Here is a 21,160-nt window from a genome sequence, read left to right as displayed (position 1 = left end):
CCAAACCTGAGAGGATTCGGCCCATGAACGTCGTCCTCGCCCGCATCGGCAAGCCCCACGGTCTGCGTGGAGAGGTGACCGTCCAGCTGCACACGGACGACCCCGAGACCCGTTTCGCCGTCGGCACCGTCATCGAGACCGAGGCCGAGCCGGGTTCCGGCGTGCCGACCGCGCTGACCGTCGCCTCGACCCGGGTGCACCGTGGCATCTGGCTCATCACGTTCGAGGAGATCCCCGACCGCGGCGGCGCCGAGAGCCTGCGCGGCACGCGCCTCGTGCTGCCGGAGTCCAACCCCCAGGTCGAGGACGAGGCCTTCTACGAGGAGGACCTCGTCGGGCTCGAGGCCCGCGACCCCAGTGGCGAGACGGTCGGCACCGTGAGCGGCCTCGAGATCGGTCCGGCCCAGGACCGTCTCGTCCTCACGCTCACCGACGGCGTGACGGCCTACGTCCCGTTCGTCAAGCGCATCGTGCCCGTGGTCGCCGAGGACCACGTCGTCGTCGACCCGCCGCCCGGCCTCTTCGACCTCTACCGCGAGGGCACCGAGTGACCGTGCCCGACCCGCGTCCCGAGGCTCGTCCCGACACGCGTGCGGCCCTGCGCGTCGACGTCGTCTCGATCTTCCCCGACTACCTCGCCCCGCTCGACCTCTCGCTCATCGGCAAGGCGCGCGAGGACGGCCTCCTCGACGTCCGCGTCCACGACCTGCGCGACTTCACGCACGACCGGCACCGCACCGTCGACGACACCCCGTACGGCGGGGGAGCGGGCATGGTCATGAAGGCGCAGCCGTGGTCCGAGGCGCTCGACCACGTTCTCGCTCAGGACAACCCGTCGCAGGCGAAGCCACGGCTCGTCGTCCCCGGGCCCGGCGGGCAGCCGTTCACGCAGGCGCTCGCACGCGAGCTCGCCGACGAGCCGTGGCTCGCGTTCGCGTGCGGACGCTACGAGGGCATCGACGAGCGCGTCTACGACCACGCCCGCGAGGACCTCGGTCTCGAGGTGTCCGTCGTCAGCCTCGGCGACTACGTCCTCAACGGCGGCGAGGTGGCCGTCCTCGCCATGGTCGAGGCCGTCGGTCGTCTCGTGCCGGGCGTCATCGGCAACGCCGAGTCGCTCGTCGAGGAGTCGCACGAGGACGGGCTGCTCGAGTACCCCATCTACACCAAGCCCGCCTCGTGGAACGGCCGCGACGTCCCGCCGGTCCTCCTCTCGGGCAACCACGGAGCCATCGCCGCCTGGCGCCACGAGCAGCGGCTCGCGCGCACGGCAGCGCGCCGGCCCGACCTGCTCCACGCCTCGCACGCCGCCCGCGACGCCAACGACGTCGTCATCAGCGCCGCGACACCGGGCGACGTGCCCGAGCTCGCCGTGCTCATGCGCGCGTGCTGGGTGCAGGAGGCCCTCGCCAACGACACGCTCGACATCCCGGCCCTGCACGAGAGCCTCGACGACGTCCGGGCGAGCCTCGACACGACCCAGACCTGGGTCGCCCGCAGCGGCGGCCGGCTCGTCGGCGCCGTGCGGACCGCCCGCGGCGGCGCGGACGACGACTGGTTCGTCGGGCGCCTCTGCGTCGCCCCCGACCTCCAGGGTCGTGGACTCGGCCGACGCCTCCTCGAGCACGCCGAGTCGACGGCGCCGGACGGCATACGCACCTTCACGCTGCACACGGGCGCGCGCAGCACCGACAACCTGCGGATGTACAAGAAGGCCGGCTACCGCCTCGTCGACACGACGGCGCCGATCCCGGGTGCGGTCACGCTCGTCAAGCGTCGCCGCCGCTGACGGCCGGCCCGGTCACGACACGAGCGCGAGGCCGAGGTCGGCCGGCAGCAGCAGGCGCCGGCGGATGAGCGCAGCCTGCACCCCGGCCGTGATCGACTGCGTCGCCATGATCGCGAAGAGGACGAGCACCTGCGCCGTCGCGGCCTGCACGGCGCTGCCGCCACCGAGCATGACGCCGATGAAGGCGCCCGGCAGCGTGACGATCCCCGACGTGCGCACCTGGTCGAGGCTCGGGACGATGCCCTCGGGCACCCGTCGCGCGATGATCTCGTCGATGGCCTGGCTCGAGGTGAGTCCCAGCGACAGTGACGCCTCGTACTGCCCGTGCTCCTCGCGCAACGCGGCGAAGGTGCGCCGCCCGACGAGCGTGTGCACCGTCATCGTGTTGCCGATGACGATGCCGGCGATCGGGATCACGGCGATGCCCGTCAGGGGGACCGCGCCGGTGGCGAGCACGATGGCGACGACGGGCACGACGCCGCACGCCATCGCGGCCGCGGCCCACGGCCACGTGCGCGGGGCGCCGACCCGCTTCGACGTCGTCGCGACGGCCATCGCGAACATCGCACCCACGGCGAGGAACGAGAGCCACAGCGACCCGACGACGGCCGTGATGACGAGCGCCACGAGGGAGAGCTGCACGACCGCCCGGGCGCCGGCGACCGCCGACTGGCGACCCAGGCCCACGCCGCTCAGCCGGTTGGCGAGCAGCGTCACGACGAGCAGGACGGCGAGACAGAGGTACACGGGCCAGCCGGGGGAGACGTCCACGGGGCCACGCTAGGGCACCGGCGGTCGTCGTCTGGCGTCGCCGATTTCTGGTATGCCGTGCGCTCTGGCAGACTTGCTCCTTGCGTCCGGCACACGACGGCCCCTGCCACAGGGGGAGTCGGGTCACCACAGCTCGACCGGATCCACCCGGTGACTCGACGCGGCCCGACGGACGCGACCCACACCTTTGTGACGAGGTGGCCTGTGGCACCCAGGAAAGCGAAGCATCATGCACACGTTTGACGACATCAACGCGGCATCGCTGCGCTCGGACGTCCCCGACTTCCGCGCCGGCGACACCCTCAAGGTCCACGTCAAGGTCATCGAGGGCACGCGCTCGCGTGTCCAGGTGTTCCAGGGCATCGTCATCCGTCGCCACGGCGGCGGCATCGGCGAGACCTTCACGGTCCGCAAGATCTCCTTCGGTGTCGGCGTCGAGCGCACCTTCCCGGTGCACACCCCGGTCATCGACAAGATCGAGGTCGTGACCCGCGGTGACGTCCGTCGCGCGAAGCTCTACTACCTCCGTGGTCTGCGCGGCAAGGCTGCCAAGATCCGCGAGAAGCGCGACAGCATCCCCACCAAGGCCGGCGCGAAGAGCTGACGACCTGCTGACGCAGCCGTCCGTCTAGACACGCGAGGCGCGGTGGACCCCGAGCGGGACGTCCCGGAGCGATCCGGTACGTCCCCCGACTCGGGGTCCGCCGCGCCTTCGTCGCGTCCAGGGGACTCCGCGCCGCCGGGGGACCCCGCGCCATCGGGCAGCGGTCGCGGACGGGCCACCCGTCCGGCATACGCCGCCGCGCGCCGTCACCGGTGGCTGCTCGGTCCCGCCCTGCTGCTGCTCGCGATCGTCGTGGTCCGGGCCTTCCTCGTGACGCCCTTCGGCATCCCGAGCGAGTCGATGCAGGACACGCTCCTCATCGGCGACCGCATCCTCGTCAGCCGCACCACGGCGCCCGCCGACCTCCAGCGCGGCGACATCATCGTCTTCGACGCCTCCGAGGCGTTCAACCTGCGCGTGCCCGAGCGCGGCATGGTGCAGACCCTCGTCGAGGCCGTCGAGAGCCTCGCCGGCAAGGGCCAGCCCACCGACTACGTCAAGCGCGTCATCGGCCTGCCGGGCGACCACGTCCGGTGCTGCGCGGCCGACGGGCGGCTCGAGGTCAACGGCGTCGCCGTCACCGAGCCGTACGTCGCGCCGGGGCAGAAACCGAGCGGCCTGACCTTCGACGTGACGGTCCCCGCCGACCGGTTCTGGGTCATGGGCGACAACCGTGGCTCGTCCGCCGACTCCCGCGCACACCTCGGCGATCCGGGTGGCGGCATGGTGCCGGGGGACGACATCATCGGCAAGGTTTGGGTGCGATACTGGCCGCTCGATCGGCTCGGACCGGTCGACCAAGCACCAATTGCCTCCGTCCCACGAAATGGTGAGTGATGTCGCAGTACACCGGACGCCCCGAAGACCCGACGCGCGGGCGGAGTGCTGACGACACCGACGGTGACCTCGACGACGACAACCTCGACGACGACTACGACGACGAACCCCGCGGTTTCGGCGGGACGATCCTCGCCGGCCTCAAAGAGCTCGTCATCGTCGTGGTCCTCGCCATGGCGCTCTCCTTCGTCGTCAAGACGTGGCTGTTCCAGGCCTTCTACATCCCGTCGGGCTCGATGGAGAACACCCTCGTCAAGGACGACCGCGTCATCGTCAGCAAGCTGACGCCAGGCCCGCTCGACCTCAAGCGCGGCGACGTCGTCGTCTTCGAGGACCCGGGCGTGCCCAGCCCCTGGCTCGGCGACCTCGGTGAGCAGCGCAGCAACGTCGGTGGCCCGTTCCACGACGCCCTCGTCTTCGTCGGCCTGTTGCCCGAGGACTCCGAGAACCACCTCATCAAGCGCGTCATCGGCCTGCCGGGCGACCACGTCCAGGCCGACGGCGACACCGGCAAGCTCAAGGTCAACGGCGTCGAGATCACCGAGCCGTACGTCAAGCCGGGCGACTACCCCAGCGAGGGCAAGAAGTTCGACATCACGGTCCCCGCCGGACGCGTGTGGGTCATGGGCGACCACCGCAGCGACTCCTCCGACAGCCGCTGGCACGACGACGGCACCGGGGCCACGGGCTCCGTGCCGATGGACAAGATCGTCGGTCGCGCCCTCTTCGTCGTCTGGCCGATCGACCACGTGACCTGGCTCGGGGTGCCCGAGCGCACCTTCTCGCAGGTCCCGACGCCTACGACGCCGTCGACGGCACCGACGAAGAAGGCCACCGTCAACCCGAGCCAGAGCGGCAAGCCGAGCGCCACGACGACGAAGGCCGCGGCGGGCTGATCGGCTCGAGCAGCACCATGGCACGCCCAGCACCCTCCAAGAAGCCCTCGCTGCGGGTCGAACGCGCCCTGCAGCGCTCGGGCCACCGTCTCCTCGCCGGCATGGACGAGGTGGGCCGCGGCGCGCTCGCCGGCCCGGTCAGCGTCGGCGTCGTCGTCATCGACGAGACGGTGCGCTCGGCGCCCATCGGGGTCAAGGACTCCAAGCTCCTGACGGAGCGGGCCCGCACGGTGCTCGTGCCCCGCATCCAGCGGTGGGCCGTGGCGCACGCCGTCGGGCACGCGAGTCCCGACGAGATCGACGAGATCGGCATCATGTGCGCACTGCGCCTCGCCGGCCTGCGCGCGCTCGGCGGGCTCGGTGTCGTGCCCGACCTCGTCATCCTCGACGGCAACCACGACTGGCTGACGGCCCCCACCGAGGTGGGCCTCTTCGCCTTCGCCGACGACTCCGCGCCGACCACCCCGCCGGTGACGACGATGGTCAAGGCCGACATGAAGTGCTCGTCGGTCGCGGCTGCGAGCGTGCTGGCGAAGGTCGAGCGGGACGACATGATGGTGGCCCTTTCGGCCGACCACCCGGCATACGGCTGGTCCCTCAACAAGGGCTACTCCGCGCCCGAGCACATGGACGCGCTGGCGCGGATGGGGCCGTGCGAGCTGCACCGGCGCTCGTGGCGCCTGCCCGGTGTGTACGTGGGCGAGCCCGTCGAGGTGTTGAATGAGGGGACGGAGACGTTCGCTCCGGTGCCCATCACGGCAGAGCAGACAGGGACGGCGATCAGGTGAGTTCGGAAGATCTCGAGAAGTACGAGACCGAGATGGAGCTCCAGCTCTACAAGGAGTACCGCGACGTCGTCGGCCTCTTCACCCACGTCGTCGAGACCGAGCGCCGCTTCTACCTCGCCAACTCGGTCGACGTGAAGGTGCGCAGCGACGGCGGCGAGGTCTTCTTCGACGTCACGATGGCCGACGCGTGGGTCTGGGACATCTACCGGCCGGCGCGCTTCGTCAAGAACGTGCGGGTCGTGACGTTCAAGGACGTCAACGTCGAGGAGCTGCCCAAGCCCGACATCAAGCTGCCGGAGAACGGCGACTTCAGCTGAGCCGGCGGGGTTCGTCCACACCCCCTCGCCTATCGCGTATGCCGTCCACAGCCTCGCGCTGACGGGTGTCCTCGCCGGGTCGGTGCCGGGAGGGTGGTCGCCATGGACCTCTCCACCCGTGCCCTCGGCGACTACGGCGAACGCCTCGCGTGCCGCTACCTGCTCGCCCAGGGCCTGACGATCATCGACCGCAACTGGCGCTGCGTGCGCGGCGAGATCGACGTCGTCGCCGTCGAGGGCCGCGAGCTCGTCGTCTGCGAGGTCAAGACCCGCACGAGTGAGGCCTTCGGCGCACCGTTCGAGGCCGTGACCTGGAGCAAGCAGCGACGGCTGCGGCGGCTGGCCGGGCTGTGGCGCGACGATCACGACGAGCTCGTGCGCGGTCTCGCCCTGCGCATCGACGTCATCTCGATCCTGCGGCCGCGCTCGGGTCGGGCCAGCCTCCAGCACCTGCGCGGGGTGTGCTGATGGGCACCGGTCTCGGCCGCACCCGGTCGGTCGGGCTGCGCGGGGTGCACGGGTTCGTCGTCGACGTCGAGGCGCACGTGACGCCCGGGCTGCCCGGCTTCGCGATCAGCGGGCTCGGGGACTCCGCCGTCAAGCAGTCGTCCGACCGGATCAAGGCGGCCGCCGCCCTCATCGACGACATGCCCGTCAGCCAGCGGAGGGTCACCGTCAACCTCTCTCCGGCGGGGGAGCGCAAGGTCGGCACCGGCTTCGACCTCGCCATCTTCGTCGCGGTCGCGGCCGCGATGCGGCTCGTGCCGACCGAGGTGGTGCGCGACGTCGTCCACATCGGCGAGGTGGGCCTCGACGGGACGGTGCGACCCGTCCCCGGGGTCCTGCCCCTGGTCCGTGCGGCGGCCATGACCGGGGTGCGTCACGTCGTCGTGCCGGTCGCCAACGCCGGGGAGGCCCGTCTCGTCTCGGGCATCGGCGTCCACCCCGTGTCTGACGTCACCGAGCTCGTGCGGCGCTACGACGCGCTGGGCAAGGGGCGGGCCGTCGACGAGGTCCCGGTGCCGCTCGTCGTGCCGCCGGCACCCGAGCCGGTGCGCGACCTCAGCGAGGTCGTCGGGCAGGCCGACGCGAAGCTCGCCCTCGAGATCGCGGCCGCTGGTGGTCACCACCTGCTGCTGGCCGGTCCTCCGGGCGCGGGCAAGACGATGCTCGCCGAACGGCTGCCGGGTCTGTTGCCGGCACTCGACGAGGCGGAGTCGATGGAGGTCACGGCGATCCACTCCGTGCTGGGCGCCCTGGGTGCCGGTGAGGACGTGCGCCTCATCTCGAGACCGCCGTTCGTCGCGCCCCACCACGGAGCCTCGCAGGCCGCCGTCATCGGTGGCGGCAGCGGACACATCCGGCCGGGCGCCATCACCCAGGCCCATCGGGGCGTCCTGTTCCTCGACGAGACCCCGGAGTTCGACAAGGGTGTCCTGCAGTCGCTGCGCACGCCGCTCGAGCGCGGCTCCGTCTCCATCGCCCGTGCCCAGGAGACGGTGACGTTCCCGTCGCGATTCCAGCTCGTCCTCGCCGCCAACCCGTGTCCGTGCGGCAACGGCTGGGGCAAGGGCCTCGACTGCACGTGCACACCGCTCATGCGCCGGTCCTACTTCGGCAAGCTGAGCGGGCCGCTGCTCGACCGGGTCGACCTGCAGGTCCACGTCCAGCCTCCGGGACTCTCGATGGCGGGGGCACCCGCGGGCGAGTCCACGACGTCGGTGGCCGCGCGGGTCGCGGGCGCCCGCGCTGCACAGGGCGAGCGCTGGCGAGAGGTGCTCGAGCACCGTCGCGGGGTCAACGCCGACGTCCCGGGCTCGGTCCTGCGGGGGCGGCCCTGGCGACTGCCGACGTCGGCGACGACGACCCTCGACCGCACCCTCGAGAGCGGCTCGCTCAGCCTGCGTGGCTACGACCGGACCCTGAGGTGTTCGTGGACCATCGCCGACGTCCTCGGGCTCCAGCGGCCCGGTCGCGAGGAGGTCGACCTCGCGCTGTCGCTGCGTCACCGGGCCGGGGTGGCGGCATGAGCGCGCGAGGCTGGTGCCGACGCCTCGCAGCTGGGCGTCGTGCGGCCTCAGGGCAGGAGCTGCGCCGTGGACGCTGACCGGTTCGCCCGGGCGGCGCTGTCGCGTCTCGCCGAGCCGTGCGACAAGGAGGTGCCGGGTCTCATCGAGGAGCTGGGGGCCGTCGAGACCTTCGCGCGCATCCGCGCGGGTCGTGGCACGCTGGCCCGGTTCCGGGCGAGGCTGGCCTCGCTCGACACCGAGCGCGATCTCGACATCGCGGCGAAGGTCGGCGCCCGGGTCGTCGTGCCCGGCGACGAGGAGTGGCCCGACCGGCTCGCCCAGATCCCCGTGCCGCCCTACTGCCTCTGGGTGCGAGGACCACTCGACCTCGCCGAGACGGTGGAGCGCTCCGTCGCGATCGTCGGCTCGCGGACGGCCACCGGCTACGGCGAGCAGGTTGCCGCCGACCTCGCCGCCGGCGTCGCGCAGCGGGGGTGGACCGTGGTGTCCGGCGCCGCGTTCGGCATCGACGGCAGCGCCCACCGCGGCGCACTGGCCGTCGACGGCGCCACCGTCGCCGTCCTCGCCGGTGGGGTCGAGCGGCCCTACCCGTCGGCCCATGCCACCCTCATCTCGCGGATCGCCCGCGACGGGCTCGTCGTGTCCGAGGTGGCGCCCGGGTCGGCACCGATGAAGTCCCGGTTCCTTGCCCGCAACCGCCTCATCGCCGGGATGACGCGTGGCACGGTGGTCGTCGAGGCCGACCTGCGCTCCGGCTCGCGCAACACCGTCAAGCACGCGATCGAGGCAGGCCGCCACGTCGGGGCGGTGCCCGGTCCGACGACGTCGATGACCTCGGCCGGATGCCACCAGGAGATCCGCGACGGCCGGGCCGTGCTCGTCACGAGTGCCGACGAGGTCATCGACCTCATGGGCGACCTCGGCGACGACGCGTGCGAGCCGGCCCGCGGGCCGGTCCGACCGGAGGACGACCTGCCGCCTCTCGATGCCTCGGTGCTCGAGGTCGTGCCCTTCCGCTCGGGCCAGACCCTCGACGCGATCGTCCGTCAGGTCGCCCACGCGCCCCTCATGGTCCGTGCGGCGCTCGGACGCCTCGAGCGCAGGGGCCTCGTGACCGAGTCCGCCGGGACGTGGCGCAAACGCCCCCAACCCCGCCCCGCCAAAGCCGAGTGAGCGCCAGCCCCACTCGAGTGGCCTCACTGTCACACGGGTCCCACCCGGGGCCGTGACGGATGGGGTCACGCGGCCACTCGAGTGAGCGCCCGGTCCCAGTCGAGTGGCCTCCCTGTCACACGGGTCCCACCCGGGGCCGTGACGGGCGGGACCACGCGGCCACTCGAGTGAGCGCCCGGTCCCAGTCGAGTGGCCTCCCTGTCACACGGGTCCCACCCGGGGCCGTGACGGGCGGGACCACGCGGCCACTCGAGTGAGCGCCCGGTCCCAGTCGAGTGGCCCACCTGTCACCCGGCTCCCGGGTGAGGCGTGGCGGAGGGGCCGCGGTGCCGCACGACAGGTGCAGTCGAGCCGGGCCAGACCTCGGCGAGATGGGCTCCGACGCAGTGCGGTGCTTGCCATGCGACGACGGCTTTGCGATGGTGCGGGAGTGACGGATGTGGTGAAGGCGGTGCCGGACGTGCTCGAGCGGCACTCCGAGCTGCTGCATGCCTACTCCCGCCACCTCGGCGCAGAGCGCGGCCGCTCGGTGCACACTCGACGCGCCTACCTCGGGGATGTCCGGCACCTACTCACCTTCGCCGCGACCCGGGGGATCGACGAGATCGCCGACCTGCGCATCGGCGACCTCCGTGCGTGGCTTGGTGTTCAGGCCGATGCAGGCGCCGCACGGGCGACCATTGCGCGCCGAGCCGCATCCGCCCGAACCTTCCTCCGGTGGGCCGAGCACACCGGTCGCATCCCCAGCGATCCCTCCTTGCGTCTCGTCGCACCCAAGCGGCACGCCACCCTGCCCGGCGTGCTGCGTCAGGGCGAGGCGAGCGAGATGCTCGACCTGGCCGCCACGAGGGCCGACGACGCGGACCCGATCCACGTGCGGGACCGCGCGGTGCTCGAGCTCCTCTACGCCAGTGGCATCCGGGTGGGCGAGCTCGCGGCGCTCGACATCGACGACCTCGACCTGTCGCAGGGCGTCGTGCGCGTCATGGGCAAGGGCGCCAAGGAGCGGATCGTGCCGTTCGGGGCCCCGGCGGCCCGGGCCATCGAGTTGTGGCTGGCCGTCAGGTCCAGGCTTGTCGGTGAGCACTCCGGACCTGCGCTCTTCCTCGGACGCCGGGGACGTCGCGTCGATGCACGGCAGGTCCGTTCCGCTGTGCACGAGCTGCTCTCACACCTGCCCGACGCCCCAGACCTCGGTCCGCACGGGCTCCGACACAGCGCCGCCACGCACCTGCTCGAGGGTGGCGCGGACCTCCGCATGGTCCAGGAGATCCTCGGCCACGCGAGCCTCGCGACGACCCAGATCTACACGCACGTCTCCGTCGACCGGCTGCGGCGCAGCTACGAGCAGGCACACCCTCGAGCCTGACCGACAGGTCCGCGACCCTAGGGGATCGGGAGCAGGACGACCGGCGCTCGACCCACGAACGACAGGGGGTCGAGATAGGTCTCACCGCGCAGCACGCCCCAGTGCACGCAGGTGCGGGGCGCACAGTGACCCGGGGTCGTCGTCACGACGCCGACGCTGTCGCCGCGTCCCACCACGGTGCCCACGGAGGCAACCGCGGCAACCGGCTCGAAGGTGCTCCTCAGCCCGCCGCCGTGCGCCACGACGACGACGACTCGTCCGGCGATGACGCCGGTCCACGAGATCCGACCCGCCGCCGGAGCCTGGACGGACTGCCCTGTGGTGGCGGCGAGGTCGACGCCGCGGTGACCGGGCAGCCACGGTTGGTCGGGACGGTCGAACCGCCGCACCACGTCGGGACGCGGGTCGAGGGGCCAGGCCCAGGCGGCCGAAGCAGTCTCCGTGGTGACACGCCCGGCAGGGGCGTCCAGAGCGCTGCTCACAGACGGATGCGCGCTCGCACCGGTCACGGACGCGGCCGCGAGGACCGCGCTGAGAAGAGCTGACCCGATGGACATGGACCCATGCTCGTCCGGCATTCCTCCGCGGTGCAGACGCAGTCGACGCCTGTGGACGAGCGAAGACCTACCCCAGCGGATGTGGACAACCGTGGCCGTGTGACGGGTGAGGCGGGGTGGCCACTCGACTGAGTGGTTGCGTCCCACGGTCTGTCGGCGGTCTCAGATCGTCTGCGCAACACGGATGTCGTGTGGAGGCGGGACGATGGCTGGTGGACTGAGGAGGTATTCGCTATCTCAGCGGGAGCAGGCGTTGGGGCTGCTCGAGCAGGGGCTGTCGGGGCTGGAGGTCGCCCGGCAGGTCGGGGTGGACCGGTTCGCGGTGGCCCGGTGGGCCAAGGTGGCCGGCATGAGGATGCGGATCGGACCGGTCGGTGGGATGGTCAACCCGACCTTGGCGGCGCCGTCGGTGCGCGGTGACTTCACCGACCCGCGGGGCCGGTTGACCGAGGCCGGTCGGGGCCTGATCGCGCTGCGGCTGCGTGAGGGCCGGTGCCCGGCCCGGATCGCGGCCGAGCTGGGCGTGCACCGCTCGAGCGTGACCCGGGAGCTGCACCGCAACCGCGTCGCCGGGGTGTACTCGGTGCGGGTCGCGCAGGCCCGCACCCGCGCCAACCGGGCCCGTCCCCAGCCGCGGAAGCTGGACCGGCCCGAGCACGCCGCGCTACGCGCGGTCGTCCTGCACGGGTTGACCTCGCACTGGTCCCCGCAGCAGATCCAGGGCGAGCTGGTCCTGCGCTTCCCGGACGATGAGTCCATGCGGATCTGTCACGAAACTCTCTACCAGGCCCTCTACGTGCAGGGCCGCGGCAGCCTGCGCGCCGAGCTGGCCCGGGAGAAGGCGCTGCGCAGCGGGCGCACCTCGCGGGTGCCGGCCTCGAAGCTGGCCGCCCGGCCCCGGGGGAAGTCCTGGGTCGGGGACGCCGCGATCACCGCCCGCCCGGCCGAAGCGGCCGACCGCGCCGTTCCCGGGCACTGGGAAGGCGACCTGGTCATCGGCGCCCGCGGCTCCAGCGCCGTGATCACGCTGGTCGAGCGGGCCACCCGGTACCTGATGCTCGCGCGGCTGCCGGGCCGGCGCGACGCTGCCACCGTCACCGACCGGCTCACCACGATGATCACCACGCTCCCGGCCCACCTGGCCAAGACCCTGACCTGGGACCAAGGCGCCGAACTGGCCGACCACGCCCGGTTCACCGTCGCCACCGACTGCACGGTCTACTTCTGCGACCCTCACTCGCCCTGGCAACGCGGCACCAACGAGAACACCAACGGCCTGATCCGCGAGTTCTTCCCCAAAGGCACCGACTTCACCACCGTCCCCGACGAGGAGATCACCCGCGTCGAGCAGCTGCTCAACACCCGGCCCCGAGCCACCCTCGGCTTCCAGACCCCCGCCTCTAAACTCAACGAACTACTCACCGTTGCGCACACGCCCTGAAACCGCCGTCACTCGTGTGGGGTGGGGCGCTCACTCGTGTGGGGTGCGGACGTGCCGGCGGCGGCGAGGCGGCGGCTGGCCTCGAGCAGCACCTCGTCCTTCTTGCAGAAGGCGAAGCGCACCAGGGTGCGCGCGGCGTCCTGGTCGTCGTGGAAAACCGATACCGGCACGCCGACGACACCGGCGAGCTCAGGCAGCCTTCGCGCGAACTCGAGTCCGTCGACGGCACCGAGCGGCGCCGCGTCCGCGATGACGAAGTACGTGCCCGACGGGCGGGCGACCCGGAGCCCGGACGCCTCGAGGGCCGAGCACAGCAGGTCGCGCTTGGCCTGGAGGGAGTCCCGCAGGCCGGCATACACCTCGTCGCCGAGCCCGAGCGCGAGGGCCACGGCCGGCTGGAACGGCCCGGACGCGACGTACGTGAGGAACTGCTTGACGGTGCGCGCCGCGGCGACCGCCTCGGCGGGACCCGAGAGCCAGCCGACCTTCCAGCCGGTGGCCGAGAACGTCTTGCCGCCCGAGCTGATCGTCATGGTGCGGTCGGCCATCCCCGGCAGGGTCGCCATCGGCACGTGCTCGGCGTCGTCGAAGACGAGGTGCTCGTAGACCTCGTCGGTGACGACCCACGTGTCGTGCTCACGGGCGAGCGCCGCGACGAGCTCGAGCTCGGCCCGCGTGAAGACCTTGCCGGTCGGGTTGTGCGGCGTGTTGAGCAGCACGAGACGGGTCCGCGGCGAGAAGGCCGCCCGCAGTGACTCCTCGTCGACGGCGAAGTCGGGGAAGCGGAGCACCGACGTGCGGCGGGTCGCTCCCGCGAGGGCGATCGTGGCGGCATACGAGTCGTAGTAGGGCTCGAAGGTGACGACCTCGTCGCCGGGCTCGCACAGCGCGAGCACGACCGACGCGATGGCCTCGGTCGCGCCGGCGGTGACGAGCACCTGCGACGACGGGTCGAGCGAGATCCCGTAGAAGCGCTCCTGGTGGGCGGCGACCGCCTCGAGCAGCTCCGGGACCCCCGGGCCCGGTGGGTACTGGTTGCGGCCCCCGTCGATCGCGGCCTTCGCCGCCTCGAGCATCTCGCGCGGCCCGTCCGTGTCGGGGAAGCCCTGGCCGAGGTTGATGGCGCCGGTCCGGGTCGCGAGCGCCGACATCTCGGCGAAGATCGTGGTCCCGAAGGGCTGCATGCGCGAGATCAGCGGCGAGCTCATGGCCCGAGCGTAGCCACGACCGACCCCGTGACAGGGGAGAGCCCCCGCCGGGCACGGGGCGCGGGGCGGGGGCTCTGGCGCCTGCGGCGGCTGTGGAGGGTCCGTGCCGCGGACGTGGGTGGAGATCCCACCCGGTCAGGGGGTCCGTGCGGGATCTCCATCACCACCATCGCGGGCGCGCCGCGAGCGTTACGTGCCGTCCACCGGACGGCGCCGGAGAGCCCGAGGGCGTATGCCGTCCGGCCGGCTCAGGAGGTCGCCGCGGCGCCCAGCCCGCACCCGGTGACGCGGTAGAGCGTGTAGTCGCCGTCGGTCCGCACGGGCTCGACGCCGTCGACGTTCGCGAGGTCCGTGAGTCCGGACGAGCGCTCCGGGCGGTCGAGCCAGTAGACGTGCGTCGAGTCGATGGCCCAGCGGATGTCGTGACGGGCCATGGCCGCGCAGACGTCCGGTCGGTTCGCCATGTCGTCGAACCCCGTGCCGATGACGATCTCGTCCCCGGTCGTGGGGATCGGGATCGAGCGGTAGAGGGTGTTGGTGCCGAAGAGCGGCCACATGAGGGGCGAGCCGTTCTCGGGGCGGCCGACGACGCCCTCACCGGCCGGGACGAGGGCGTTGAGCCGGCGGAGCGAGTCCTGGGCCTCGAACGACAGGATGACCTTCTTCGGGTCGTCGGGCTGGAAGAAGGCGGTGAGCATGCGGTGGCGCGTGGCGCCGTTGAGACCGAGCGTGAGGACGGGGATGGCCAGCACCGCGACGAGCCCGACGACGACGGGCCGCGACCCGAGGCCCGGCACCTTGCGCAGCAGCTCGCGCAGGGCGGGGGTGGCCGCGGCGACGAGCACGACGCCGGGGACGGCGGCCAGCGAGGCGAGCCGGACCTTGTCGTTGTACCAGTAGCCGGTCACGAGCGAGGTCCACGACATCGTCGACGAGGCCGCCATGACGTAGAGGACGACGACGGTGCCCCACATCGCCACGACCGGGAGGGCGGCCCGGGCCCGCAGCGCGATCCAGCCGATCCCGAGGGCGATGAGCAGGACGAGGCCCCAGAGCACGTCGGGGATCTGCAGCCGGCCACCGACGACCTCGACGAGCGCGGTCCAGACCGACACGCGGTCCTTCCACTCGTAGGACTGGGTCGAGGCCAGCCGGGCCGACACGACGGGGGCGGCCACGAGCCCGACGACGCCGACGACCGCGACGATCGTGAGGTCGCGTGCGACGACCCACCACGAGACGTGGTGCAGCAGCCCGGCCCGCACCCTCGCGGTGACGAACCAGACGAGCGCGAAGAGCACGAGCGCCACGAGGGCGTTGGGCTGGATCAGGGCGAGCCCCGGCAGGGCGGCGACGAAGGCGAGCCACTGCCCCAGGCGCCCGGACCGTGCGGCCTGGAGCATGAGGGCGAGCGCGCCGGGCGTCAGGGCGGTCGCCATGAGGTTGGGCCACAGGACGCCCCAGCCGAGGAGGATCGTCGGGAAGGCGATGAAGGCCGCGGAGGCGAAGCCGGCGGCATACGTCACGAGGCGGGAGGTGCCGAGCGCGTGGCGCACGAGCGCGACGCAGCCGACCGGCCACACGAGGGCCGCGAGCACGATCGTGGCGACGTTGGTGCCGGGCAGCACGTCGGCGACGCCGGGCAGCAGGCTCGTCGCGATCCACGAGTGGAAGCCGTTGGGGTAGAAGGTCGGGTTGGCGATCGAGAAGTTGCCGGTCTCGAGGAAGGTCTTGATGCGCCCGAGGTGGTAGACGGCGTCGGGGGAGTCGACGAGCTCGTCGGGTCGCCCGATGGCCGGGAGGATCGTCACGAGCGCGAGGACGGCCCCGATGGCGATGGCGACGACCGCGTCGGGCCGGGGGCGGCCGAGCAGGCGTCGGGTCGCGCCGAGCTGCGGGTCGTGCCGGCGAAGGAGCCGCATCCCGCCCCAGGCGACGGCCACGGCGAGGGCCGTGACGGCGACGAGCGGCAGCAGCCCCCAGCGCACGCCGAGCCGCTGGGCGAGCGTCGCGCAGACGGCGATGATGCCGACGGACACGGCCGGGGAGACGGCCAGGGCCTCGAGCCCGCGCGCGCCCAGGGCCCGCACGACCAGCCAGCCGGGCAGGAAGAGCACCACCGAGAGGACGACGAAGGCCGGGATCGTCTCCACCCAGTGCGCCATGCGGGCCATTCTGTCGGGTCGCCACGATTTCTCCACAACCCGGGTCAGGACGTACGATGGTCGGCGGTCCCGTGTGCTCGTCGCACGGACCGTAATTCGCGCGTCTTCTACCGGTCCGCCGGACCGGGTCGCACCACGGCAGTCCCCACCGCTCGCGGCGGGGCGGGGTGCTTCAGGCGCCAGGAGTGAGGTCGTATGCCGCAGGCCGGCTCACGTGTTCCACGTGACCGTCAGGCGTCAGCGCCCACGCACAACTGACAACACACAACCTAGGGAGAACACGGCATGGCCGTCGTCACCATGCGCCAGCTCCTCGAGAGCGGCGTCCACTTCGGGCACCAGACCCGTCGCTGGAACCCCAAGATGAAGCGCTTCATCATGACCGAGCGCAATGGCATCTACATCATCGACCTGCAGCAGTCGCTGACGTACATCAACAACGCGTACGACTTCGTCAAGGAGACGGTGGCCCACGGTGGCACCATCCTCTTCGTCGGCACGAAGAAGCAGGCCCAGGAGCCCATCGCCGAGCAGGCGACGCGCGTCGGCATGCCGTACGTCAACCACCGCTGGCTCGGTGGCATGCTCACCAACTTCCAGACGATCTCCAAGCGCCTCACGCGCCTCAAGGAGCTCGAGGAGCTGAACTTCGACGACGTGGCCGGCTCGGGCTACACGAAGAAGGAGCTGCTCATCCTCAAGCGCGAGATGATCAAGCTCGAGCGCACCCTGGGCGGCATCCGCACCATGGCCAAGGTCCCTTCGGCCGTGTGGATCGTCGACACCAAGAAGGAGCACCTCGCCGTCGACGAGGCCCGCAAGCTCGGCCTCCCGGTCATCGCGATCCTCGACACGAACTGCGACCCCGACGAGGTCGACTACAAGATCCCCGGCAACGACGACGCGATCCGCTCCGTCACGCTGCTGACGCGGGTCATCGCCGACGCCGTCGCGGACGGTCTCGTCCAGCGCTCGTCCGGCAAGTCCGGTGGCGACGCGCAGGCCGAGGAGCCCCTGGCCGAGTGGGAGCGCGAGCTCTACGCCGACGCCGCCGCCGCGACGGAGACCACCGAGGCTCCCGCTGCCGAGGCTCCCGCTGCCGAGGCTCCCGCTGCCGAGGCTCCCGCTGCCGAGGCCCCCGCTGCCGAGGCGACCGAGGCTGCCGAGGCCCCCGCCGCTGAGGCCACCGAGGCCCCCGCCGAGGCGACGGCCGGTGCCGAGAAGGCCTGACGGCCCTCGCACCAGCCGCACCACACGAGTCAATCTCCACTGACGAAAAGAGCGATACAGAGCATGGCGAACTACACCGCCGCTGACATCAAGGCGCTGCGCGAGCAGACGGGCGCCGGCATGATGGACGTCAAGAAGGCGCTCGACGAGGCCGAGGGCGACCGCGCCAAGGCCATCGAGATCCTTCGCGTCAAGGGCCTCAAGGGCGTCACGAAGCGTGAGGGCCGCTCGGCCTCCAACGGCCTCGTGGCGGCCTCGGCCACCGACGGCGTCGGCACCCTGGTCGAGGTCAACTGCGAGACCGACTTCGTCGCGAAGGGCGAGAAGTTCATCGCCCTGGCCGACCAGGTCCTCACGCAGGCCGTCGCCGCCGGTGCCACCGACGCCGACTCGCTCCTCGCCAGCACGCTCGATGACGGCAAGACCGTCAAGGAGCTGCTCGACGAGGCCAACGCCACCATCGGCGAGAAGATCGAGGTCCGCCGCGTGGCGCGCCTCGAGGGCGACAAGGTCGTCTCCTACCTCCACAAGACGAGCCCCGACCTGCCCGCGCAGATCGGCGTCCTCGTCGCGCTCGAGGGTGGCGACGAGACGGTCGGCCGCGACGTCGCGATGCACATCGCCGCGTTCAGCCCCACGGTGCTGACGCGCGAGGAGGTCCCGGCCGAGACGGTCGAGAACGAGCGCCGCGTCGCCGAGGCCACGGCCAAGGAGGAGGGCAAGCCCGAGGCTGCCCTGCCCCGCATCATCGAGGGTCGCGTCAACGGCTTCTTCAAGGAGAACGTCCTGCTCGAGCAGGCCTTCGCCAAGGACGCCAAGAAGACCGTCGGCAAGGTGCTCGAGGAGGGCGGCGCCACGGCGAAGTCCTTCGCGCGCTTCCGCGTCGGCCAGTGAGGTCCTGACCTCCTTCGTGCCTTCGCACCACTCGTAGCGCAGAACCCGCGCATCACGACGACGTATGCCGGTCGCCCCGTCGGGGCGGCCGGCATCGTCGCGTCCGGGGGCCGTCACCGGCCGCTCCGGACCCAGCCCAGGAGGATCCCCATGAGCACGAGCACCGCCACACCGGCCGGCGCCGAGGTCGACGGCCCGCTGACCGTCTCGATCACCCGTCGCGTGGCCCCCGAGGACGAGATGCTCATGCAGGCCTGGGTCCACGCCGGCACCTCGATGGCCGAGCGCTTCGAGGGCTTCCTCGGCGCCGGCTGGGTGCGGTCGGGCACCGAGGACTGGCACATGCTCTACCGCTTCGACTCGCGCGCCCACCTCGACACGTGGGAGCGGTCGCCCGAGCGGCTGCGGTGGCTGCGGTCGGCGGCCGACCTCGTCGAGCACCGTCGCACGGAGTACCGCACCGGCATCGAGGGCTGGTTCGACGAGCCGGCGTCGTCGTCGGTCCACGAGGCCGGCGAGGCCGGACCGACCGGACCGACCGCGCCGCCGCGCTGGAAGCAGGCGAGCGTCATCTGGGTCGCCTTCTTCCCGACCAGCCTGGCGCTGTCCTACCTCCTCTCGCCGTGGAGCGGGGACTGGCCGGTCGTCCTGCGCGTCCTCGTCACGACCCTGCTCGCGACGCCCTGGATGACCTACGTCCTCCTGCCGTTCGTGACCCGGCTCTTCGGTCGGTGGCTCAAGGCCGACCGACGTCGCCGGCGTTGACGGGAACGTCGACGAAGTCCTTTGTGAGGCAAGACTTTGTCTCGCACCTCACAGTCCTTCTGTCTCGTGGATCACAGCGCCCCCGATACCCATGGGGGTACTTTCGGAGCATGACCACCACCATGAGATCGCTCGTGGTCCTGGGAGCGGGCACGGCCGGCACCATGGTCGTGAACAAGCTGAGGCACCGCCTCCCCACCAACGAGTGGCGCATCACCGTCGTCGACAAGGACGACGTCCATCACTACCAGCCGGGCTACCTCTTCCTGCCCTTCGGGCTCATCGAGCCGGAGCAGGTGAGGCGCAGCCGGCACGCCCTCATCACCGACGGCGTCGAGCTCGTGCTCGGTGACGTCGACCGCGTCGACCCGCAGACCCGCGAGATCTCGCTCCTCGACGGACGCACACTCACCTACGACGAGCTCGTCATCGCCTCCGGCACGAGCCCGCGCCCCGACCAGACGCCGGGGATGCTCGGACCCGAGTGGCATCGCAGCGTCGGCGAGTTCTACACCTACGACGGCGCGATGGCCCTGCGTGAGTCGCTCGCCGGCTTCTCGGGCGGCAGGCTCGTCGTGCACATCACCGAGATGCCCATCAAGTGCCCGGTGGCGCCCCTCGAGTTCGCGTTCCTCGCCGACGACTTCCTCCGCCGCCGGGGTCTGCGCGACCGTACCGAGATCGTCTACGTCACGCCCCTCGACGGCGCCTTCACCAAGCCGGTCGCGAGCCGTGAGCTCGGCCACCTGCTCGCCGACAAGGGCATCACCCTCGAGACCGACTTCATGGTCGAGCACGTGGACCAGGAGCGCCGCGTCCTCGTGTCCTACGACGAGCGCGAGGTCGCCTACGACCAGCTCGTGACGATCCCGCTCAACATGGGCGCGGAGTTCGTCGCCCGGTCCGGTCTCGGCGACGAGCTGAACTACGTCCCGGTCGACAAGCACACGATGCGCTCCACCGAGCACCCCTCGATCTTCGTGCTCGGCGACGCGAGCAACATCCCGACGTCCAAGGCCGGCTCCGTCGCGCACTTCTCCGTCGAGGTCTTCGTCGACAACTTCGTCGAGCACGTGCACGGGCAGGGGATGACCCACTCGTTCGACGGCCACGCCAACTGCTTCGTCGAGTCCGGCGGTGGCAAGGCGATGCTCCTCGACTTCAACTACGACACCGAACCGCTGACCGGCACCTTCCCGCTGCCGCTCCTCGGTCCGATGACGCTGCTCAAGCAGTCGCGGGCCAACCACCTCGGCAAGCTCGCGTTCCGCCACATCTACTGGAACCTCCTGCTCCCCGGACGGCCTCTCGGACTGCCCGCGCAGATGTCGATGGCGGGGAAGGTCCCCGCCGCCTGAGCTCGACCAGACACAGACAAGGAGCGCCACCATGCCCACCACGACGATCGCCGGCCATGCCGTCGAGGTCAACGACGAGGGCTTCCTCACCCGTCCCGACCAGTGGTCGGACGACCTCGGCACCGAGCTCGCCCGCCTCATCGGGATCGAGCTGACCGACGACCACTGGAAGCTCGTCCACTTCCTGCGCGACGACTTCGCGCACCAGGGCGAGACCGCCACCCTCCGCCGCGTCAGCACGCAGACCGGCACCCCGATCAAGTCCCTCTTCGACCTCTTCCCCGGCAAGCCGGCCAAGAAGATGGCCTACGTCGCGGGGCTGCCCAAGCCGAAGGGATGTGTGTGATGACCACGCACGCCGACCAGACCGCGCCGTTCGTGCCGATGTTCGACTCGCCCGGGTCGCAGGGCCGCAAGCTCGCGATCATCTGCAGCAAGGGCAACCTCGACATGGCCTACCCGGGCCTCATCCTCGCCAACGCGGCGCTCGGTGAGGGCGTCGAGACCCACCTGTTCTTCACCTTCTGGGGCTGCGACATGATCAACCGGAAGACCTCGGGAGACCTGAAGTTCACGATGCTCGGCAACACCGCGACGCACCTGCCTCAGGGCCTCGGGGGCATCCCGGGGATGACGCACCTCGCCACGTCGCAGATGAAGAAGGCCATCGCCGACCTCGACGTCCCCGAGGTCCCGGAGTTCCTCGACCAGATCGTCGGCTCGGGCGGCACCTGTGGGCCTGCCGGATGTCGACGGACATGCAGCACCTGACCGAGGAGGACCTCCGCGACGACGTCGAGGGGATCATCTCGGCCTCGGACTTCATCGAGCTGACGGAGGGCGCACAGCTGCTCTTCATCTAGAGCCACCGTGGTGGGTGGGCGGCCGGTCGGGCCGGTGTGGGCCCGGCCGGCCTTCACACGATCTCCACACGTCGCACCCTCGCTGCCCGCGTGCCCGCTCCTAGG

General features: G+C 71.5%; 22 protein-coding genes. 18 read left to right on the top strand and 4 right to left on the bottom strand.

Annotation, left to right across the window (positions count from 1 at the left end):
- Positions 1-23 precede the first annotated feature (23 nt).
- Positions 24-551 (top strand): ribosome maturation factor RimM, encoded by a 528-nt coding sequence (gene rimM / locus ACSSS0_RS03155; protein ID WP_435985355.1) that lies wholly within the window; start codon positions 24-26, stop codon positions 549-551.
- Entirely contained in the window at positions 548-1,789 is a 1,242-nt protein-coding gene (gene trmD, locus ACSSS0_RS03150) for a tRNA (guanosine(37)-N1)-methyltransferase TrmD (protein WP_487230030.1), read from the top strand. The genes rimM and trmD overlap by 4 nt, the downstream gene beginning before the upstream one ends.
- Before the next feature lie 12 nt (positions 1,790-1,801).
- Here the strand turns inward: trmD and ACSSS0_RS03145 are convergent, their stop codons facing one another.
- Complete coding sequence (locus ACSSS0_RS03145) at positions 1,802-2,560, bottom strand: ABC transporter permease (protein ID WP_435985357.1); 759 nt, start codon at positions 2,558-2,560, stop codon at positions 1,802-1,804.
- Positions 2,561-2,789: 229 nt separating this feature from the next.
- On the opposite strand from ACSSS0_RS03145, the gene rplS reads away from it, so the two are divergent.
- The 9 genes from rplS to ACSSS0_RS03100 all read left to right on the top strand — a co-directional run bounded on the left by rplS (position 2,790) and on the right by ACSSS0_RS03100 (position 10,574).
- A complete protein-coding gene (gene rplS / locus ACSSS0_RS03140; RefSeq protein WP_435985358.1) occupies positions 2,790-3,164 on the top strand; it encodes a 50S ribosomal protein L19 in 375 nt (124 codons plus the stop codon).
- A 42-nt stretch (positions 3,165-3,206) separates the two neighbouring features.
- Positions 3,207-4,001 carry a signal peptidase I gene (gene lepB / locus ACSSS0_RS03135; protein WP_487230029.1) on the top strand — a complete coding sequence of 265 codons (795 nt, stop codon included), beginning with the start codon at positions 3,207-3,209 and terminating at the stop codon, positions 3,999-4,001.
- Positions 4,001-4,897 carry a signal peptidase I gene (gene lepB, locus ACSSS0_RS03130; protein ID WP_435985360.1) on the top strand — a complete coding sequence of 299 codons (897 nt, stop codon included), beginning with the start codon at positions 4,001-4,003 and terminating at the stop codon, positions 4,895-4,897. Before lepB (ACSSS0_RS03135) ends, lepB (ACSSS0_RS03130) begins: the two co-directional genes overlap by 1 nt.
- 17 nt (positions 4,898-4,914) lie before the next feature.
- On the top strand, positions 4,915-5,685 hold the full coding sequence (locus tag ACSSS0_RS03125) for a ribonuclease HII (RefSeq protein WP_487230028.1): 771 nt from the start codon (positions 4,915-4,917) through the stop codon (positions 5,683-5,685).
- On the top strand, positions 5,682-6,002 hold the full coding sequence (locus ACSSS0_RS03120; RefSeq protein WP_028785386.1) for a DUF2469 domain-containing protein: 321 nt from the start codon (positions 5,682-5,684) through the stop codon (positions 6,000-6,002). The genes ACSSS0_RS03125 and ACSSS0_RS03120 overlap by 4 nt, the downstream gene beginning before the upstream one ends.
- 102 nt (positions 6,003-6,104) lie before the next feature.
- Complete coding sequence (locus ACSSS0_RS03115) at positions 6,105-6,470, top strand: YraN family protein (protein WP_487230027.1); 366 nt, start codon at positions 6,105-6,107, stop codon at positions 6,468-6,470.
- Positions 6,470-8,032, top strand: a complete 1,563-nt coding sequence (locus tag ACSSS0_RS03110; protein ID WP_487230026.1) for a YifB family Mg chelatase-like AAA ATPase — start codon at positions 6,470-6,472, stop codon at positions 8,030-8,032. Before ACSSS0_RS03115 ends, ACSSS0_RS03110 begins: the two co-directional genes overlap by 1 nt.
- A 66-nt stretch (positions 8,033-8,098) precedes the next feature.
- Positions 8,099-9,205 (top strand): DNA-processing protein DprA, encoded by a 1,107-nt coding sequence (gene dprA, locus ACSSS0_RS03105; protein ID WP_487230025.1) that lies wholly within the window; start codon positions 8,099-8,101, stop codon positions 9,203-9,205.
- A gap of 439 nt (positions 9,206-9,644) precedes the next feature.
- Positions 9,645-10,574 (top strand): tyrosine recombinase XerC, encoded by a 930-nt coding sequence (locus ACSSS0_RS03100; protein ID WP_487231180.1) that lies wholly within the window; start codon positions 9,645-9,647, stop codon positions 10,572-10,574.
- A 17-nt stretch (positions 10,575-10,591) separates the two neighbouring features.
- Here ACSSS0_RS03100 and ACSSS0_RS03095 read toward each other — a convergent pair whose 3' ends face one another.
- Entirely contained in the window at positions 10,592-11,056 is a 465-nt protein-coding gene (locus tag ACSSS0_RS03095; protein ID WP_487230024.1) for a peptidoglycan DD-metalloendopeptidase family protein, read from the bottom strand.
- A 280-nt stretch (positions 11,057-11,336) separates the two neighbouring features.
- Between ACSSS0_RS03095 and ACSSS0_RS03090 the strand changes: the two genes are divergently transcribed.
- Complete coding sequence (locus ACSSS0_RS03090; protein ID WP_487228385.1) at positions 11,337-12,572, top strand: IS30 family transposase; 1,236 nt, start codon at positions 11,337-11,339, stop codon at positions 12,570-12,572.
- An 8-nt stretch (positions 12,573-12,580) separates the two neighbouring features.
- Here the strand turns inward: ACSSS0_RS03090 and ACSSS0_RS03085 are convergent, their stop codons facing one another.
- Together ACSSS0_RS03085 and ACSSS0_RS03080 are read right to left on the bottom strand one after the other, a co-directional pair.
- Positions 12,581-13,780 (bottom strand): pyridoxal phosphate-dependent aminotransferase, encoded by a 1,200-nt coding sequence (locus ACSSS0_RS03085; RefSeq protein ID WP_487230023.1) that lies wholly within the window; start codon positions 13,778-13,780, stop codon positions 12,581-12,583.
- A gap of 248 nt (positions 13,781-14,028) precedes the next feature.
- Positions 14,029-15,945, bottom strand: a complete 1,917-nt coding sequence (locus ACSSS0_RS03080; RefSeq protein WP_487230022.1) for a DUF6541 family protein — start codon at positions 15,943-15,945, stop codon at positions 14,029-14,031.
- A gap of 285 nt (positions 15,946-16,230) precedes the next feature.
- On the opposite strand from ACSSS0_RS03080, the gene rpsB reads away from it, so the two are divergent.
- From rpsB to ACSSS0_RS03050, 6 genes are all read left to right on the top strand, one after another.
- On the top strand, positions 16,231-17,175 hold the full coding sequence (rpsB, locus tag ACSSS0_RS03075; protein ID WP_487230021.1) for a 30S ribosomal protein S2: 945 nt from the start codon (positions 16,231-16,233) through the stop codon (positions 17,173-17,175).
- Positions 17,176-17,238: 63 nt separating this feature from the next.
- Positions 17,239-18,069 (top strand): translation elongation factor Ts, encoded by an 831-nt coding sequence (gene tsf / locus ACSSS0_RS03070; RefSeq protein WP_487230020.1) that lies wholly within the window; start codon positions 17,239-17,241, stop codon positions 18,067-18,069.
- 150 nt (positions 18,070-18,219) lie between these two features.
- Positions 18,220-18,834 carry an antibiotic biosynthesis monooxygenase gene (locus ACSSS0_RS03065; RefSeq protein WP_487230019.1) on the top strand — a complete coding sequence of 205 codons (615 nt, stop codon included), beginning with the start codon at positions 18,220-18,222 and terminating at the stop codon, positions 18,832-18,834.
- A gap of 110 nt (positions 18,835-18,944) precedes the next feature.
- Positions 18,945-20,192, top strand: a complete 1,248-nt coding sequence (sqr, locus tag ACSSS0_RS03060) for a type III sulfide quinone reductase, selenoprotein subtype (protein WP_487230018.1) — start codon at positions 18,945-18,947, stop codon at positions 20,190-20,192.
- 31 nt (positions 20,193-20,223) lie between these two features.
- Complete coding sequence (locus ACSSS0_RS03055; RefSeq protein ID WP_487230017.1) at positions 20,224-20,538, top strand: TusE/DsrC/DsvC family sulfur relay protein; 315 nt, start codon at positions 20,224-20,226, stop codon at positions 20,536-20,538.
- Positions 20,538-20,963 carry a DsrE/DsrF/DrsH-like family protein gene (locus ACSSS0_RS03050; RefSeq protein WP_487230016.1) on the top strand — a complete coding sequence of 142 codons (426 nt, stop codon included), beginning with the start codon at positions 20,538-20,540 and terminating at the stop codon, positions 20,961-20,963. Before ACSSS0_RS03055 ends, ACSSS0_RS03050 begins: the two co-directional genes overlap by 1 nt.
- Positions 20,964-21,160 lie beyond the last annotated feature (197 nt).

It is taken from the genome of Terrabacter sp. R4-6 (genome assembly GCF_057529065.1).
Note: the sequence above shows the minus strand (reverse complement) of the source record. Positions and strands in the feature narration are given on the sequence as shown.